Here is a 17,658-nt window from a genome sequence, read left to right on the forward strand (position 1 = left end):
GGAGGAGAGCTATGAAGCGGGGCGGTAAATGCGGAGGCAATTTGAAGCGGTATTTAGGATGGGCAGATGCTCAGGGGTCCGTATCCGTGCTTCTTATCTTCATTGTGGCTGCAATATTTTTGTTTACGTCCGTGCTCATTGATTACGCCCGCATCGCCGCAGCCGAATGGAGAACCGAAGTGTTAGCGCAGTCGGGCATCCGTTCGGTTATGTCAGCCTACGAGCCAGTACTGCAAGAACGGTATCAGCTGTTTGCATACGGACAATCCGATCCTGCACTCATTATGGAGTATGTGATGCAGGATCAGAATGAGCTCAAATCAACGGGTGTGTTTCCCTGGGTGTCTTTACAGCTGGACAGCCATACGACGACAATTACCCGGCCGCTCGGCCGCTACGATGAATTTGAGCGGCAAATTCTGGATGATATGAAATACAAAGCTCCTGTTCAATTTGCCTTTGAGCTTTCCGGTAAGTTGAAGCCGATGTCAGGCGCACTGAAAAAAGCGGCTCAGACGACGGATCTGCTCGCCAAGCTGCAGAAGCTGGAAGACCGCCGGAACAAGGAGCTGGATAAGGTCGTTCGCTTGCAGAAGAAAACGCGGAATCATGCAGCTTCTTCCGCTATAGAGCGCACGATTGCCTCCGATGAGGCATCCATCATGCGGGATAATCCATTAGGGTCCACCCGTTCCGCTGCCGACATTGGTGCTCAATACGACGATTACGCAACGAAAGTGCGCTCGGACGCCTCTCTGGAGGAGAGGGAAGAGAAGCAATACGAGCGAGAGACGGAAGATTACGAGGACGATTCCCGTAATATCGCCTATATATTGCGACGAATCGTATCCCGGCAGGACTCCGGTCATACGAATATGCTCCAACAGGCAGTCACTCATTTAAATAAAGCAAGTACATATAACGAAGATATGAAGAAGGTTATTGAGGAGGTTCGTTCCAGTCGCGCATACGACGGATATGACCGTGTAAGCCCAGCAACAGATTCAGATACGGGCAGTATGCCGGATGATGCGCAGATTGTCGCAGCGATACAACAAATTAATGAAGCTGCCGATCAGTTGGTGCTGCCCGACTCGTTCGTGCAGGAATGGAATGAGGAGGTTCAGCAGCAGCAGATGAAGATGGCCCAATTAAATGGCGCTGCGGATTCGTTTCAATCCATGGCCAGTCAGATTAATAATCAGTCCGTTTCCTCACACGCGTTGAAACTTTCCGTGTTCCGTCTGTGGCAACTGTGGAAAGAGTATGAACAGGACTATATCCATCCCTCCAACAATCGCATCGATATGCGTGAGCAGGAATTGAATCGGCATAGAGCGGCTGAAAACGAGCGCAAGCAAAAGGAAAAAGAAGCAGATCAAAAGTTAAGCAAAGCGAATGATTTGCTGTTCATGCTTGCCAATCTGGACAGTCGCCTGCAGGCCCATCAACAGACATTTCAAGAGGTGAGAAGCAAGGCGGAAGCAGTGGCGCAGTTCAATGAGACACCTGCTTCTGAAGAAAGAATGGGGAATGTGAGCGGGGACGACGCGATTGATAAGAGCAAGCAGTCGATGAATTCGGTAACATCCCTGTATGACCAACTAGCCGAGGAACTGGAGATGGTGCGGGAGCGGCTGTATCGCAACGAGTATGCCTTTTTATATTTTACTTCCTACGATCCGACTAAGCTGCAGTCATTGATGAATTCCGGCCAGCCCGGGGAAGAGTTGCTGAATTCGTTAAGCATTGACAATCAAGAGGTGGAGTATATTTTGTACGGATTTAACAGCCCGATCGGTAATATCGCGGCGGCTTATGGTGAAATCTTCACCATGCGGCTCGCTATACGGACGATGGAAGGCTTTGTTGAATTCAGTAAACTAGGCAATCCTCTGCTCATTCTAGCGGCAGCAGTAGTATATGGCATAGAGCAGGCGTTCCAGGACATGCTTCTGCTCATTACCCGCAATGAAATTCCGATATCACGCTTCATTCCGTCCGTGACGCTGACCTATAGTGATCATCTGCGATTGTTCATGCTGGCTCACGGAAGCCGCGAAGGGATGCTCATGCGCATGCTTGCCCTTATTCATCAAAATACCGGCGTAGATCCGTCCACTCGCGGTACTTACGGGCAGGTGGAGCTGACATTAAACATGCCGATGTGGTTCCTGCCGGGCCTCATGAGGTGGCTGGGACATACCGGCATATGGGACGGAGACATAGCGGATGGGCGCTTGTATTCGAAAAAAACCTCCGTCTTCTCTTACTAATGAGGGGGGAGCGATGCTGCGATATTTCTTTAAAATCATTCGAGATAGACGTGCCAGCATTACGTTAGAGGCGGCATTATTGCTGCCTATGGTGCTTCTGCTATTTTTATTCTTCATCTTTATGATTCAAGCCGCCGTAATCTCGACATCTCTCGAATCGGCTGCCATCAATGCAGTCAAGCAGGTGGCCGCTCATATGTATCCGATCAGTCTAGCGGCGAATCAACTGCCCGACTCGACCGAGCACGGAACTGCGGGGAAATGGTTGTCCAAGCCTCCGGCGATGACTATGAAAATGGCGGTGCGCGAATTCGGCTCACGATTTGGTGATGCAATGCCTGAGCCGATTAAGGACTGGGTGCAGGATGGAACGGAATGGGCAGAGCGCCAAGCAGAGGCTGCTGGGGAACGGGGGCAGGGACGCATTGGCGAAGCGGTATTTAAACCTTTAATGACCCGATACGGCATTCAAGGAGTGCTTCAAGAGGAGCGCATTCGCATTACGCATCTTAAGCTGCCAGACATCATTAAAAAAGAGGAACCGTATGTCGCGATAGAAGTCGCATATGATCTGCCGATGCGAGTCCCGTTTCTGATGAAGAGAGTTACCATCGTTTCTAGAGCGTCCGAGCGCGTATGGGTTGGCGATGGTCCGCCACCGGGGGCGGATGGGACGGGAGAGGAAGGAAAGGACAAGTCTGTTCCCGTATTGGTCAGTTTAACGCCGGAACCGTTGCTCCCGGGCAGGAAAGCGAAGCTGACCGCTAGAGTAGAGCCTAATGAACGTGTTGAGCTGATCGTATTCTACAAAAGCGGGCAAAGCCAAGCGAAGCATGTTGGATGGGCCGTTGCCGATATGGATGGAAATATATTTTGGGAATGGCACGTCTCGGGCAATACGACATCTGGAGCATGGCGTCTTGTCGTGAAGACGGAAGATGGCCGCAGTGCAGAGCGGATGTTTACTGTGAAGTAACGATAATGCGCCTTTGCTAACGAGAGCGGCATTCTACAATAAGAGGTTGTGCAAAAAGCCCCCTTTTGATCACGATACAATAAAGAAAGGTGGAACCGCATGATGTGGACGGTATGGTTCTGCAGCGTGATGCTGCTGGCCGCTTTTATCACCGATATTTTCACGCGCAAAATTCCTAACAAATTGACCATGACAGCCTGTGCTGCGGCAGTTATCGGACATGGCATCATGAATGGATGGAGCGGGATCGCCTATAGTGTGGCAGGAGCGGCGGGCGGGTTCGGACTTATGCTGCTGCTGTTCTTGGTGCGGGCTGTTGGTGCTGGGGACGTCAAGCTATTTGCCGCGATAGGCTCATTCATGGGGATGTACTTTACTTGGGAAACGATTATCTATTCGATATTGTATGGAGGGGTCATTGCCGCGCTCATTCTTCTGGCAGGTCGAAACGGCAGAATGAAGCGGCTCTGCATTGCATTCATGCAAGTGATATGGCTTCGGACGTGGATGCCCTTGAAGCTTCAGGCCGCCCGCCAAGCGACATTTCCGTTCATGTGGGCTGTATTGCCTGCCGCGATTACGGTATATTACAGCCGGCTGCTATAAATTGCTATGATCCGGCGGACACGAAAGGAGTGGGGAACACATTGTATGGATATCAAGCGGATTTCGTTCATGAAGGCAAGATGGGGATGCTGCTGAGCCGTGAACATCCCGTTCATTCTGATGAGCTGGATCCTCATCAGTTCAATATGCTGCGTCATAACGTCGTGCCTCATTTTTTGCCGCTTGAAATTCAAGAAATTGATTTTGAGGTAACCTTTTTATACGACATTAGCGGTAAAAAGATGCTTCACCAAGTGCTGCGCACGGCTAATATGACATCCATCCAATATTTTGAATGGATGCTGCAGCTGGTGCGGGTGTTGGAAGAGTGTCGGACATACTTGCTGTATCCCAATCACATATTGCTTCATGAGCAGTTTATTTATGTGGACAGTCATGCGTGGAACGGCAGTTTGTATGTACCTTATATTCCTACGCTCGAGCCGTTGCATCCGCAGGCTGGAATGGATGGATTACGCCGCTTGGGCATATTGTTGTCATCACATGTTAGCAATTGGAACGGGGACGGATTTCAGCGTCTTATTCAGATTTTGTCCCTGGAGGACAAGTCATTAGTAGATGTGCGCCGCTTGCTGCAGTCTCTTATCATAGGTTCTCCTGAGGAGAAGGATAATCCGTCTATATGGAAGGATAATGCCAATACAACTAATGATGTGCAGCAGGTCTCTTCTCCGTTTTACTTGCCTGATAAAGCTTCGAATTCCGTTGCCGATGATGCACGAAAGGAAAGTCCGGTAGAGCTGGCATGGCCTGCCACGGCAGAACGGATTAGAAAGGGCTCAACAGATGAGGCCGTGCAAGAATATACCGCTTCTTCCGTCAAAAAGCACACTATCATCGTCACGGGGGCGGTTATCGTCGCAGCCGCATTGGGGTGGAGGTATAGTTATATGTCTTCGCCGTCGGCTGCCTCTTTGGCTGTATCCCTCATATGGAGCGTTGTTGTGGTTGGAATCGGCGGCGCATGGTTGTCCGGCTGGATTGCGAAGTGGAGCAACCGTTGGTCGAAGCGCAGAGGAGCCGCTGCTCCGGCTGAGGAACAAGCACCTGCTTCCACCTTTGACGTTATCTCCAATAAGGATATGGTGCTGCCTGACTTTTTGTCCATGGAGCTGCGGGGGAGCGCTTATTCAGCGGAAGCAACGAGGCAAGGAGATACATTACAGCCTGAATCGGTTCATCCAAGTGAGTATCATGCACAAGCAACGCATAGCGGAGCTGCTTATTACGACAGTTTATCGCAGTATACGTCGATGTTAAGTGAATCCCAAGGAGATGCTACCGTCATGTTGGGACAGGATGCTGAACCGGATCAGACGACAGCAGGCATTCAGGGTCCTCATTTGCAGAAAATGAATGAAGCGGGCAGCGTACTGCCGGATCGAATTATGCTGGCGTTGTTCCCCTATACGATCGGCCGCGCGGAACAAGGCGTGCATCTTCGTGATGAAGGCATAGGTGTATCGAAGCATCATTGCGAAGTCGTGCACACAGAAGAAGGAGGCTGTGCGATTCGCGATCTCGGATCGAAGAACGGCACAGAGCTTCAGGGAGAACTGCTCATACCTTACAAGCTGTATCCGCTTAAGGATGGGGACACTGTGGCAATCGCCCGTTCCGTGTACATATACCGGGCAGGATAGGGCTTGGGCATGAGGAGTGACATGCAGTAAAAAAAGAGCTGACCCCGGAATGCGGACCAGCATGTTCATATGACTAGTAGTGATCGCTTATTTGGGAAAGTGGTCTACGTTGCAGTGTGTCCTGCATCGCGAAGTGCGCTCAACGCTTTCTCAAGCGTTCCGTGTTGGAAGGTGAAGCCGTGTTCCAACGCTTTGGCAGGATAGACGCGTTGGCCTTCCAGCAAGAGCATGGACATTTCACCGAATAAGAGCTTGAGCGCGAAGGAAGGAACCGGGAACCAATGGGGCCGATGATACACTTTGCCAAGTGTACGGCCGAAGTCGTCGTTCGTAACCGATCCTGGCGCAGAGGCATTAACAACGCCTTCCATACTGGTGTCATGAACGACAAAGTCTATCAATCGCACCATATCTTCAATATGTATCCAGGAGAACGGCTGCTTGCCGCTCCCAATCCGTCCGCCGACTCCAAATTGGTAAGGAAGCTTCATTAACGGGAAGGCGCCGCCATCGTTGGCAAGAATCGGGGCGATGCGCAGCTTGACGCAGCGTGCGGCAGGGATGGAATCGGCGGATGCCTCCCATTGATAGACGACGTCGGTCAAAAAATCATCCCCGGCAGCAGGACTCATTTCGTCGAAGGTTCCCGTCTCCGAAGGGCCGTATACCGAAATGCCGGATGCGCTTACCAAGAGAGGCAGCTTTTGCGGCAGTTTGCGGGCCCATTCCGCTATCCGGCGGGCTGGGACGACGCGTGAGGCAACAATACGGTTCTTCGCCATATCGGTCCAGCGCTGATTGATCGTTTCACCGGCCAGATTGACGACGACATCGACGTCGTGGCAGTGTTCCGGAGCATAGGCCAATTCAGACCAGCTCATTATGGATACTTGAGGGTGCTGGTCTTCTATAACTAGCTTGGTACGGGAGCGGGATACAATGATGACTTCATGCCCTTGCTGCAGCCAAGCCTTATACAGCGTTTTACCGACGAGGCCGGAACCGCCGCATATCATCATTTTCAATCGTTATCCCTCCTTAAAAATGCGTGTTCAAAAAGGGGCTTTTTGAACAACCTCTTAAAGTGATTGAAAGTCGACATCCTCAAATGTGGGGAATGGTCATTTCAACCTCGGATGTGTTCTACAGCGATTGACTGGCGTGATGAAAACTATTTGTTGAGCAGGTGCTTGAATGGCGCGTAATCGATTTCATTTTTATCCAAAAATCGGACCAAGCTGCGGTAGTCACGCTTCGGTGTCGCAATGATGTAGCCTTGAATGCAATGATCACGCGTTACCTCCGAAGCGCCGCTCTCCACGGCGACCTGTCCGATCTTGGCTGCAATCGAATGGCGTGCGATATCTCGGAAAGCTTTGGGAACAGGCTCGACCAGCTGCTCCAAGAAAGCTTTGGCATCGTCGGTCCATAGCTCCCGGCTTCGTTCCACCCAGTAATTTTGCCAGTCCAGCTTCGATTTGCCGTCATTCATTGGCAGTACCTTCATGAACTTGCGGAACATGAAGAAGCCTCCGATAGCCATAAGCCCAAGCAGCACAAAGGTCCAGAAAGCTATCGAGTTCATGAACCATTTATTCGGCACGTCGGTTGTCAGCGGAAAAAAAGCGAATGTGTTAAGCATAGGCTCACCTCACAAGCATGTGGTACATTTTACAAGTAGTCTATTAGGAATTATACCGCATTCCTAGATTTATTTCGATATACCTTGTAAAATAAGGGGTAATGATCTGAGAGGAGTTGCCTTATGCTAAAAATAGGTTCACATGTTTCTTTTTCCGATAAAGGGCTGTTGACTGCGACGAAGGAAGCCGTATCTTATGGGTCCAGCTCGTTCATGATATATACCGGCGCGCCGCAGAACACTCGACGCAAGCCGATTGAGACGCTCTATATTGAAGAGGGTAAAGAATTAATGGCACAGCACGGTATTGAGGAAATTGTCGTGCATGCCCCGTATATTGTTAACCTTGGCTCCTACAAACCAGATACCTTTGAATTGGCTGTTAATTTTCTTCAGGAAGAAATTCGCCGAACAGACTGCATCGGCGTACAGAATATTGTGCTTCATCCTGGCGCCTATACAGACAAGGATGCTGAGTATGGCGTGAACCGGATTGCGGAAGGCTTAAATGAGGTACTGCGCAATACGAAGGAAACGAATGTGAATATCGCCTTGGAAACGATGGCTGGCAAAGGCACGGAAATCGGCCGCAGCTTCGAGGAATTGGCGGCGATTATTGATAAGGTGGAAGACAATCAGCGCTTAACTGTTTGTATGGATACATGCCATATTCACGATGCAGGTTACGATATCGTCAATGATTTGGACGGCGTGCTGGAACAATTCGATCGGTTGGTCGGATTGGATCGCATTGCTATCGTTCATATCAACGATAGCAAGAACCCTACAGGCGCAGGCAAAGACCGTCACGCTCCAATTGGGGCAGGCTGGATTGGATTTGACGGCATCAAGCGAGTCGTTCATCATGAGGGACTCAAGGGGCGTCCGTTTATTCTCGAAACGCCATGGATTGGGAAAGATGCGAAGAAGCAGCGTCCGATGTATGAGGCGGAAATCGCCCTCTTGCGCGGAGATGCGGCAGAACGGTTCGGCGGAGAATTTTTTGAAGACGTGGAGCGTTTGGGTCATTTCTTCAAAGAGCAGGATATCGAACACCGTGCATTCGTTTTGGACACATGGAGTCTGCTGAAAAATGACGCCAAGGCAAAGAAAGCGGATCCGCGCGAACCGATGGAACGCCTTTATGATATGGTGGTCGAGTCTGATCTGTTCCCCAACCTGGCGGAAGAAGAGATCAACCACCGATTTACCGCGTGGTTTGCTGGACAAGCAGTGAAAGAATAGCAGCCGAGCGCAGCTACTAAGGCATTTTACTGGAGGAGTCACATTCATGACGCATCAACATACAATGGTACATGCCCGGCAGCAGGCCGGAGAACATTCACATAACCGCGCGCGTATGCTCATTTCATGCCCGGATCGTGCGGGGATTGTAGCGACGGTGTCTCGTTTTCTCTATGAGCACGGAGCTAATATCGTTCAATCCGATCAGTATACGATGGATCCAGAGGGCGGCATGTTCTTCATGCGCATTGAGTTCGACATGGAGCAGCTAGAGGAGCGCATGACTCTGTTGGAGTCGGATTTCCAAGCGATTGCTGAAGATTTTAATATGCAGTGGCGTATTTCACGAGTCAGTCAGAAGCAGCGCCTCGCGATCTTTGTGTCAAAAGAAGATCATTGCTTAGTCGAGCTGTTGTGGCAATGGCAAGCAGGTGATTTGGATGCGGACATTGCGATGGTCGTAAGCAACCACCCGGATATGAAGGACTATGTGGAATCATTTGGTATTCCGTATGTTCATATTCCGGTGAATCCGGACAACAAGCCGGAAGCAGAGCGTTTGCAGCTTGAAGCGGTGGAAGGGAAAGCGGATGTCATCATTTTGGCCCGTTACATGCAGATCATTTCACCGAAGTTTATCGAGCGTTATCCGAACCGGATTATTAACATTCACCACTCGTTCTTGCCAGCCTTTGTCGGAGGCAAGCCTTATCAACAAGCCTTCAAGCGAGGTGTGAAGCTGATCGGCGCAACCGCCCACTATGTGACGGAAGAGCTGGATGGTGGTCCAATTATCGAACAGGATGTCGAGCGCGTGACACATCGTGCTGACGTGAATGACTTAAAGCGAATCGGCCGCACGATTGAACGTGTCGTTCTTGCTCGTGCCGTGCACTGGCATACTGAAGACCGGATTCTCGTATATCAGAATAAGACTGTTGTATTCAATTAATAAATAGCAGGGGCTGTACCGTAAGAGCGTATCTTTCTGCTCGAGGGTATGGCCCTTTTTTGTGCTGCAACGAAGCGCAATGACGATGTGTTTTAAAGATAAGGTAACGATAAATAGTAAGGATAACCAAGCTCCTTCTATGAGTACACGTTCCAGCTTACACACAAGCATTACTCCAGTTCTACAGTGTGAGATACAATGTCATATTAAAATCGAATATTGTCATCATTGTCTAAGTACTATGCTGAAGACAATCCTTGTATGCTTGGTTATAGCAATTCACTGAAACCAAAAACACAAGGTGAACTGCGGATTACAATACAAAATGGCGGTTGGCTAGCTCAAAACATGGCATATCGTATCAAGGAAAAAAATTTAATTCCTCAATCGAGATTAAGAAATGCTGAGACATTAACGCGGCTGGATTTTGGAACCCGAACCTTAAAGGTCAGGATGATTACGATGCTTTAATAGCAAAAAAAGATTGGGCAAAAGTGATAGATTACAAAAAAACTATTAACTTTGTAACAACTGGCGATCCAGTTAGCCACATAGCTTTTAATGGACATGTTGGTCAGACTCTGAAGGTAGTCAATCGAGGATATCATGGAGTGCACAATATTTTGAGTTATTATAGTCAGAGATATTCACCATCTGGAATATTGAGGACATGAAATAATATAAATCCACGCATTATATACAATAACAAACACTCACTAACGTTATCCACGTCGGTGGACTCTTTTTTCATTCGAAACATGTTAGGTCACGGAAATAGTAGTTGGCTTCTCGGAGGTATCTTCACGCAAAGAGTCGTATACTTCTTGAACAATCCCCGAATCCATAAAGCAATTCCTTGTTAAGGGTTTTGAGAATGTAGGGGGTAGAAGGGAATTTATGAAGAATTGAAACACGTTTCATATCATAAGACATCTACAATTGGAGTCGGTTTGTAAAGTACCAAATAAATGGAAGTGCATACACTCCGGTTCGAGCACTGGGCGAAATGGAACGGGAATAAAAAAAAGGTATCCGTTCATAAAAAATAGGACATGGTGTATGCTGAAAAATGAATCTGACGCTGAAGTAGATTCTGGAACCCTCTAAGAGCCGTTGAGGAAAGTATCCCGCGGTTCTTTTATAAATCCCCATTGTAAGCCCGAAGTGGCAATTACGAAGAGGGCGCTGGTGTGAGCATTTCGATGGTACTAGCTCTTAGATGAGCACGGGACTTGAAAAACATAATGTTTTTCAAGTTTACGTTTGGAAAGCAAAATGCTATCATATAATTATAAAAGGAGCCGTGCGGTAACACGACTCCAGTGCAATAGCCGCTTTTAAGGGCGGCAGGCTACGGAAGTAACACGAAATAGACCGCGTACCTTTCGCGAGGGCGGTCTATTTCTTTTTGTGCAGGTATATAAGCAGCGTTATGATCAACGTCAGTAACGCGAATATCCAAAGTCCAAATTGGAACATAACGGATAGTGCTTCGTATACGCTCACTAGCATCACCTCCCTTCCGGGAGATTAGCCGACCGCCCATAAAGCCATTCTATTGCCTATTTATCATACCATATTTTTCTTGAACGAGTGATTAATATCTCTTTGAGCGAAAAAATGAGTAAAGCCGTAGGATAAATCCCACGGCTCTTTTTGCACTACTTTATAGTAGAGAATTCTTGTATCAGGAGATAAAATAGCAACCACAGTAAGTTGTCCTGGTTTAAGTGCAGTCAGATTACCATACTTATCTAAATGAACAATATCAATAGGGCCGGCACCTATCCAGAAATTAGACCCAGATAGCGACCTCCCTCTCCAACTCTTAAATTCATACGGACAACGAGATCATCTGTTGCCGCAACAAAACTTTAGCAGGAGAAAAATTTTTCGAATAACCAATTATCTTTACCTAGGTAAAGATTTGGGATATTCATGCAGCGGCATTTGATGGGATAACAGGTTCAATTCGGATAGGGTGGATTATCATGACAGTAGAATGCTGCTGCTTCCAGCTGAGGAGCGATGCTGCACGTATTTTTTACTACGTTAAAGTGGCATCGAAAGGTGAGTAATGGTACAATAATGCAAAATGGGGCAGAGTACAAGTTGAGCATTACGCATTCTCAATCCATCCTAAATATCAACTTGTGAAGAGTAGGAGTCTAAGGAGGAAATCAGCAATGACTGTAAATCAAACTAACATTGATCAGCTTTCGGTATCGGCTATCCGTACGTTGGCTATCGATGCAATTGAGAAAGCGAAATCGGGACATCCTGGTATGCCAATGGGCGCCGCACCGATGGGGTATCACTTGTTCGCGAAAGCGATGACGCACAATCCTTCCAATCCGACATGGATCAACCGCGACCGCTTTGTGTTGTCAGCAGGTCACGGGTCCATGTTATTGTATAGCTTACTGCACCTTAGCGGCTATGGTCTTCCGATGGAAGAGATTAAAAATTTCCGCCAATGGGGCAGCAAGACTCCAGGGCACCCCGAGTTCGGACATACGGCCGGAGTTGACGCAACGACTGGTCCACTGGGACAAGGGATTGCGATGGCCGTCGGTATGGCCATGGCTGAAGCGCAATTGGGCGCCACATATAACCGTGACGAATATAATGTAATCGACCATCATACGTTTGCCATTTGTGGCGACGGTGACATGATGGAAGGTGTGGCAAGCGAAGCGGCATCGCTCGCAGGCCATTTGAAGTTAGGCAAATTAATCGTGCTTTACGATTCGAATGATATTACGCTTGACGGAGAAGCCAATCTCTCCTTCAGCGAAAACGTACGCCAGCGTTATGAAGCGTATGGCTGGCACACGCTGCTTGTGGAAGATGGCAACGACTTGGCTGCTATCGCTCAAGCAGTGGAACTGGCGAAGACAGAACACAACAAGCCGACCCTAATCGAGGTGAAGACGGTTATCGGTTTTGGCAGCCCGAACAAGCAGGGCAAGGGCGGTCACGGTGGAACGCACGGCTCGCCGCTTGGTGCAGATGAAACGAAGCTGACCAAAGCATTCTACAATTGGGAACACGAAGACTTCTTCGTGCCGGAGGAAGTGTACGCTCACTTCGAACAGAATGTGAAAAATAAAGGTGTACAAGCCAATGAGGCTTGGAATAAGCAGTTCGAGCAATACGCGCAAGCGTATCCGGACTTGGCTGCGCAGTTCAACACAGCGATTAGCGGCCAACTGCCTGACAATTGGGATGCTGACTTGCCAACGTACACATCCAGCGACAAAGCGGTTTCAACTCGCGTCGCTTCCGGTAACGCGTTAAACGGTCTGGCGAAAAACATTCCATTCTTGACGGGCGGATCTGCTGACTTGGAAAGCTCGACGATGACCCATCTGAACGACCTGCCTACGTTCCGCCCTGGCCAATACGAAGGCCGCAACCTGTACTTCGGTGTGCGCGAATTCGCGATGGCTGCTGCGATGAACGGTATGGCGCTGCACGGCGGCGTTAAAGTGTTCGGCGGCACGTTCTTTGTATTCACAGACTATCTGCGTCCAGCTGTGCGCTTGTCCTCCATTATGGGCTTGCCTGTAACTTATGTATTGACGCATGACAGTATCGCTGTCGGCGAAGACGGTCCTACTCATGAGCCGATTGAGCAACTTGCATCCGTTCGTATCATTCCGGGCGTGACGGTTATCCGTCCTGCCGATGGCAACGAGACATCTGCCGCATGGGCGTACTCGCTGCAGAACACAAGCAATCCGGTAGTGCTTGTGCTGACTCGTCAGAACCTGCCAATTTTGGAGGCTACTGCAGAGGGTGCCCGCGAAGGCATCGCTCGCGGTGCGTATGTCGTGGCTGACGCTGCGGACGGTAAGCCGCAAGCGCAAATCATCGCAACAGGCTCCGAGGTTCAATTGGCAGTGCGCGCGCAGCAAGCATTGGCTGAAGAAGGCATTCAAGTTCGTGTCATCAGCATGCCAAGCTGGGATCTGTTCGAAAAGCAATCGAAGGAATACAAAGATTCCGTATTGCTTCCAGGGGTGAAAGCCCGTCTCGCTGTAGAAATGGCTTCTCCATTCGGTTGGGAACGTTATGTTGGCGACCAAGGCGACATACTTGGCATCTCGACGTTCGGCGCATCCGCACCTGGAGACCGCGTCATGAGCGAGTATGGCTTTACAGTGGAGAATGTTGTCAGCCGCGTGAAAGCTTTGCTGTAACGCTCAACGCTTGCAATTGCAATACTTCTCCACGCATGCTGTAACTGTAATGCTTGCAGAGATGTATAATCAGCACAGCATAATGTGATATGTGTAAGACCGCCACAACGGGTGGTAAACAGACTGATGTCTGATGCCCGTTGCAGCGGTCTTTTTTTGGCTTGGCCGTTCGTGTTAATCAGCCGGCAAAGATCCGAGCATATCAGCTATATCGCGGTACCATCCACGTGTATCTTTTGTCCCAAGCCCAACAGTATCCGCATGATCCCAAGATTCCATTAATCCGAGATAATTCCATTTCCCGATTTGCGGCTTCCCGCTGTAAGCAACGATTTGATCGTTTGATCCATTTCTCGGTCCGCTCATTGAAATCGTATTGACCAAACCATCATTTTGCCACCATTCATGATCGATTGTTACGCGCCCAGGGATATCAGAGGTATAAGAGCCCATAAAAAAGCTGGATGGGTGTAAAAAAGGATTCATGAACAATTTCGGCACATGCCGCCCCCAGAACGGCACTTCGAATGATTTCTCCGCCGCCGCCGAGAAATAGTAGACGCGTGGCTGCGCCCTTGCCCGTTCGTTGAATTCTTTTGCGCCATCTGGACTTAGATCCCATTGGGAAATATCCTTAGAGGTTCTCCAAATGCCGCTGTTGTAGATGCGTGAGGAATAACTGAGAAACGACTCCTCAGGTAATCTTTTCAGACCCCATTGATCTAATTTAAAATCATAAACGGGATGCTCCAAATTACCGGCTACTGCGGCGGCCAATCCTATGATTTGTTGTGCATAGGGAGCGATTCCATCAATAAAATGCGTTAAACTGGTACCGTCATGCGGAGAGGCGATGGCAACAAGGCTGCTCACGAGCGATTCCTGTGTGTTACTGAATAGTGACGATAAACCGGATTCAGGGGTAACATCACGTTCCGAAGCGTCTCCGTCCTGAAGCAATTGTATTAACAAACGTGCGGTTTGTCCCCCTTGGCTATGGGCGATCAAATGTATCCGCTTTGGTATTCCGGTGTCCGGCTCGATATCTCCCCACTCAGGGTACAACCCCTCATACGTTCTTCCATATCGCGCATGATTGTACAAGCTCGAGTGGGCCTCTCCATAATCCACGGTCCCTCCTTTAATCTGCGCATACAGCTCGCAGGCCCGATCCCAGTTGCTCGAAACAGGCCCTACCGCGGCAGTGAAGACGGAATAGCCGTAATGGCGCAAATCTTCTTGGATATCGCTGAATCCGCCCCAGTACTTAAAACCAAGCATCTCCTCCCTTCCCCATCCCCCAAACCCGTGTACAAGCACGATCGGATAATCATTTTGACTGCTCCCGTGAATCGTATCCTGCAGCAGGCTCATGTCTGTAAATTCATTTTTGAATTCACTGGTTTGCACGTGGGCATTTAATAAGTTCGCATTTGATAGGGAGTAAAAAAGAATAAAGAATATAACACAAAGCGACAGTCTGCGGTTCATAAACAGGCCCCCTCCTTGTCAGAATTTCAAAAATTCTGCTATTCTTTTCTGTGATTATGCTGCTAGAGTCATTCATACAGGACACCAGAGGAACGTACGTCTCGATGATGCGGCAAGACAGGCGATATTTCGAGGAGTATCTTCATTCGTAACTTTATTTCCTAATAACACCTCCTAATTCTCTTTATAGGAAAATATTACTATTTTAGTTTTGTGTTTACAACCATATTTGAGCAAAATGATATGGGAAATACCAAATAAAAATGATAGGCTTACAAAATACTCCCCAGTTATATCTAAATTTTGATATAGTAGAAGGAGATTTTTTAGATGAACATCTAGGGTAGAGCGAGGGATAGTAATGAAAATAAAGCAAAGCCAGAATTCCATGGGGGTGCTGGCAACGGGATTGTCCTATCTTTTATGGGGTATTCTGCCCATTTATTGGAAATCGGTTGGATCCGTGCCTGCCGGAGAGGTGTTGGCTCACCGAATCATTTGGTCATTGGTGTTTATGCTCCTTATTCTTTTGCTTCTAGGAAAACTGAAGATGGTAGCCACAGAAATGAAATACGTGTTTACCCATAAAAAACAGGCCATGAGCATGATTTTGGCCTCGGTTTTGATCAGCATCAATTGGCTGGTTTTTATTTTTGCAGTAGAGAGTAATCAAGTGGTTGAAGCGAGCCTTGGGTATTATATTAATCCTCTGCTAAATGTCTTCCTTGCCACATTCTTCTTGAAGGAACGCTTAAACAAGGCTGAGTGGGTATCCGTTGCTATTGCGGCAGGCGGTGTGTTGTGTTTGACCTTGTATTACGGAACCTTCCCTTGGGCCGCGTTAACCTTGGCTTCCACCTTCGGATTTTATGGCTTGATTAAAAAGAAGGTCTCCATTGGAGCGTGGACGGGACTGACGATTGAAACACTCATCATGACGCCATTTGCCCTTATTTTTCTGTTCTTTTTCGACCACAGCTCCGTCTCGTTATGGGAAAGGGATGTATCGATTATCTTGCTGCTGATGGGGGCAGGCGTTGTGACAGCCATCCCTTTGCTGTTATTTGCCGCTGGGGCCAAACGAATTTCCTTCACGCTGCTAGGCTTTCTTCAATATATCGCGCCGACGATCATGCTGCTTTTGGGGTTGTTTTTGTTTCATGAGCCCTTTAGCACACCGCAATTGCTGGCGTTTATGCTGATTTGGCTCGCTCTTCTTATTTTTTCATTTTCCCGTTCAAGGGAAATCTTGCTAAGAAGAAGATTGAAAAGCAAGCTTGATATCCAGAAGATGTAAAAGGAAACCATACCACAGGAATGAGCGCGTGACGGCTTCTTCTGAAGGAATGGGAGAGTGGGCATAAGGACTGATTAAAGAGAGGCATGCTGTGGAAGAGATGAATGTTGCAGCTTTCTGTGACATAAAACAAGGGAGTGGCGGATTTCCCCCGCTCACTCCCTTTCATCATGGACCTACTGCCGATAAGCAGCTTACTTGTTTTGCCCGATGGCATGTCCAATCCATTGCTCGTACATTTTCACGACAGAGCACAGGTCTTCCTCGCCGAAGCCAGCGGTTTGTCCCATTTGGAACAAATTCTTGGCGGCATCGAGCATCGGAGAAGGGGACTGCATGTCCTCCGTCAAAAAGGATGCGAGCTTCAAATCCTTGAGCATCAATTGCAGCGAGAATTGATTGTCGAAGTCGCCCGCGATGATCTTCTCGCCCTTCAGCTCGGCTGCTTTGCTTCCGGCGCTGCCATTCTTGACGACGTCCAAGAAGGCGCTCGGGTTAACTCCAGCTTTGGCGACGATAGAGAAACCCTCGGCCAGCGCGGCATTGTTGATGCCTACGATCGTATTGTGGGCGAGCTTCGTAATCGAGCCGCTGCCTGTAGGCCCCATATGGACGATTTTGCGTCCCATCGCTTCTAAGACAGGCATGGCGGCTTGAAGCGCTTCCGCGTCTCCGCCGACCATGAAGACGAGCGTGCCGTCGACAGCAGCCGGCTTGCTGCCGGTAACCGGCGCATCGAGGAACTGCGCGCCGCGCTGTTGGCAGTCGGCAGCCAAACGCTTCACGAGCACAGGAGAAATCGTGCTGCAATCGATAATAATCTGGCCTTCTCGAATGTTTGTCATCAGGCCATCTGTGCCATAATAGATTGCATCTATCGAGCGGTCATCGCTTACCATCGTGATGACGACATCGGCATGCCCGGCCGCTTCTTGCGGCGTGGAGGCCGCCGCAGCGCCTAGAGCTTGCAACGGCTTAGCCTTCTCTGGCGTACGGTTATACACCGTCACGGCAAATCCTGTTCGAATCAAATTCGCGGCCATCGGCGCTCCCATTGTTCCCAATCCCAATACTGCTACGTTATTCACACGGTTCACCTCGCGTTAGTGTAAACTGATTGTCTGATGATAGTGTACCATACTCGGAAGAAGCGCGGGGACACATCGAAGCGGCGGTATTTTTTTTTGCCTGATAGCGCATTCATACTTGATTTTGTGCAATGCTATAAATATGTTTTATCGTGTAAACCTTTTCAATAAGATGCGTTCCCTTGTGTTTCCGTCCAAAATCCAGTATTCTAGGAC

At 48.8% G+C, this 17,658-nt stretch carries 13 protein-coding genes; 8 read left to right on the forward strand and 5 right to left on the reverse strand.

Features of this window, described 5'->3' with window-relative positions:
* Window positions 1-11: 11 nt before the first annotated feature.
* The 4 genes from A372_RS0121675 to A372_RS0121690 all read left to right on the forward strand — a co-directional run bounded on the left by A372_RS0121675 (window position 12) and on the right by A372_RS0121690 (window position 5,522).
* Window positions 12-2,276, forward strand: a complete 2,265-nt coding sequence (locus A372_RS0121675) for a hypothetical protein (protein WP_019423003.1) — start codon at window positions 12-14, stop codon at window positions 2,274-2,276.
* 13 nt (window positions 2,277-2,289) lie between these two features.
* Entirely contained in the window at window positions 2,290-3,252 is a 963-nt protein-coding gene (locus tag A372_RS0121680; protein WP_019423004.1) for a hypothetical protein, read from the forward strand.
* 99 nt (window positions 3,253-3,351) lie between these two features.
* Window positions 3,352-3,858, forward strand: coding sequence for an A24 family peptidase (locus A372_RS0121685; RefSeq protein ID WP_026011208.1), 507 nt, complete (start codon window positions 3,352-3,354; stop codon window positions 3,856-3,858).
* 41 nt (window positions 3,859-3,899) lie between these two features.
* Window positions 3,900-5,522 carry a DUF6382 domain-containing protein gene (locus tag A372_RS0121690; RefSeq protein ID WP_019423006.1) on the forward strand — a complete coding sequence of 541 codons (1,623 nt, stop codon included), beginning with the start codon at window positions 3,900-3,902 and terminating at the stop codon, window positions 5,520-5,522.
* Window positions 5,523-5,626: 104 nt separating this feature from the next.
* On the opposite strand, the gene A372_RS0121695 is transcribed toward A372_RS0121690, so the two are convergent.
* Window positions 5,627-6,547 carry a TIGR01777 family oxidoreductase gene (locus A372_RS0121695; protein ID WP_019423007.1) on the reverse strand — a complete coding sequence of 307 codons (921 nt, stop codon included), beginning with the start codon at window positions 6,545-6,547 and terminating at the stop codon, window positions 5,627-5,629.
* A gap of 146 nt (window positions 6,548-6,693) precedes the next feature.
* A complete protein-coding gene (locus A372_RS0121700) occupies window positions 6,694-7,164 on the reverse strand; it encodes a DUF2621 domain-containing protein (protein ID WP_019423008.1) in 471 nt (156 codons plus the stop codon).
* A 123-nt stretch (window positions 7,165-7,287) separates the two neighbouring features.
* On the opposite strand from A372_RS0121700, the gene A372_RS0121705 reads away from it, so the two are divergent.
* Both A372_RS0121705 and purU read left to right on the forward strand, forming a co-directional pair.
* Complete coding sequence (locus tag A372_RS0121705; RefSeq protein WP_019423009.1) at window positions 7,288-8,409, forward strand: deoxyribonuclease IV; 1,122 nt, start codon at window positions 7,288-7,290, stop codon at window positions 8,407-8,409.
* A 46-nt stretch (window positions 8,410-8,455) separates the two neighbouring features.
* A complete protein-coding gene (purU, locus tag A372_RS0121710) occupies window positions 8,456-9,361 on the forward strand; it encodes a formyltetrahydrofolate deformylase (RefSeq protein ID WP_019423010.1) in 906 nt (301 codons plus the stop codon).
* A gap of 1,398 nt (window positions 9,362-10,759) precedes the next feature.
* Here the strand turns inward: purU and A372_RS39645 are convergent.
* The gene (locus A372_RS39645) at window positions 10,760-10,873 is read right to left on the reverse strand and encodes a putative holin-like toxin (protein WP_157259650.1); all 114 of its coding nucleotides are present in this window, start codon (window positions 10,871-10,873) and stop codon (window positions 10,760-10,762) included.
* A gap of 674 nt (window positions 10,874-11,547) precedes the next feature.
* Between A372_RS39645 and tkt the strand changes: the two genes are divergently transcribed.
* Entirely contained in the window at window positions 11,548-13,566 is a 2,019-nt protein-coding gene (gene tkt / locus A372_RS0121720; RefSeq protein ID WP_019423012.1) for a transketolase, read from the forward strand.
* A gap of 174 nt (window positions 13,567-13,740) precedes the next feature.
* Here tkt and A372_RS0121725 read toward each other — a convergent pair whose 3' ends face one another.
* The gene (locus A372_RS0121725) at window positions 13,741-15,057 is read right to left on the reverse strand and encodes an esterase/lipase family protein (RefSeq protein WP_019423013.1); all 1,317 of its coding nucleotides are present in this window, start codon (window positions 15,055-15,057) and stop codon (window positions 13,741-13,743) included.
* Between the two features lie 361 nt (window positions 15,058-15,418).
* Between A372_RS0121725 and rarD the strand changes: the two genes are divergently transcribed.
* The gene (gene rarD, locus A372_RS0121730; RefSeq protein WP_019423014.1) at window positions 15,419-16,354 is read left to right on the forward strand and encodes an EamA family transporter RarD; all 936 of its coding nucleotides are present in this window, start codon (window positions 15,419-15,421) and stop codon (window positions 16,352-16,354) included.
* A gap of 194 nt (window positions 16,355-16,548) precedes the next feature.
* Here rarD and A372_RS0121735 read toward each other — a convergent pair whose 3' ends face one another.
* A complete protein-coding gene (locus A372_RS0121735; RefSeq protein WP_026011211.1) occupies window positions 16,549-17,442 on the reverse strand; it encodes an NAD(P)-dependent oxidoreductase in 894 nt (297 codons plus the stop codon).
* Window positions 17,443-17,658 lie beyond the last annotated feature (216 nt).

The organism is Paenibacillus sp. OSY-SE (assembly GCF_000283315.1).
Lineage (GTDB): Bacteria > Bacillota > Bacilli > Paenibacillales > Paenibacillaceae > Paenibacillus_B > Paenibacillus_B profundus.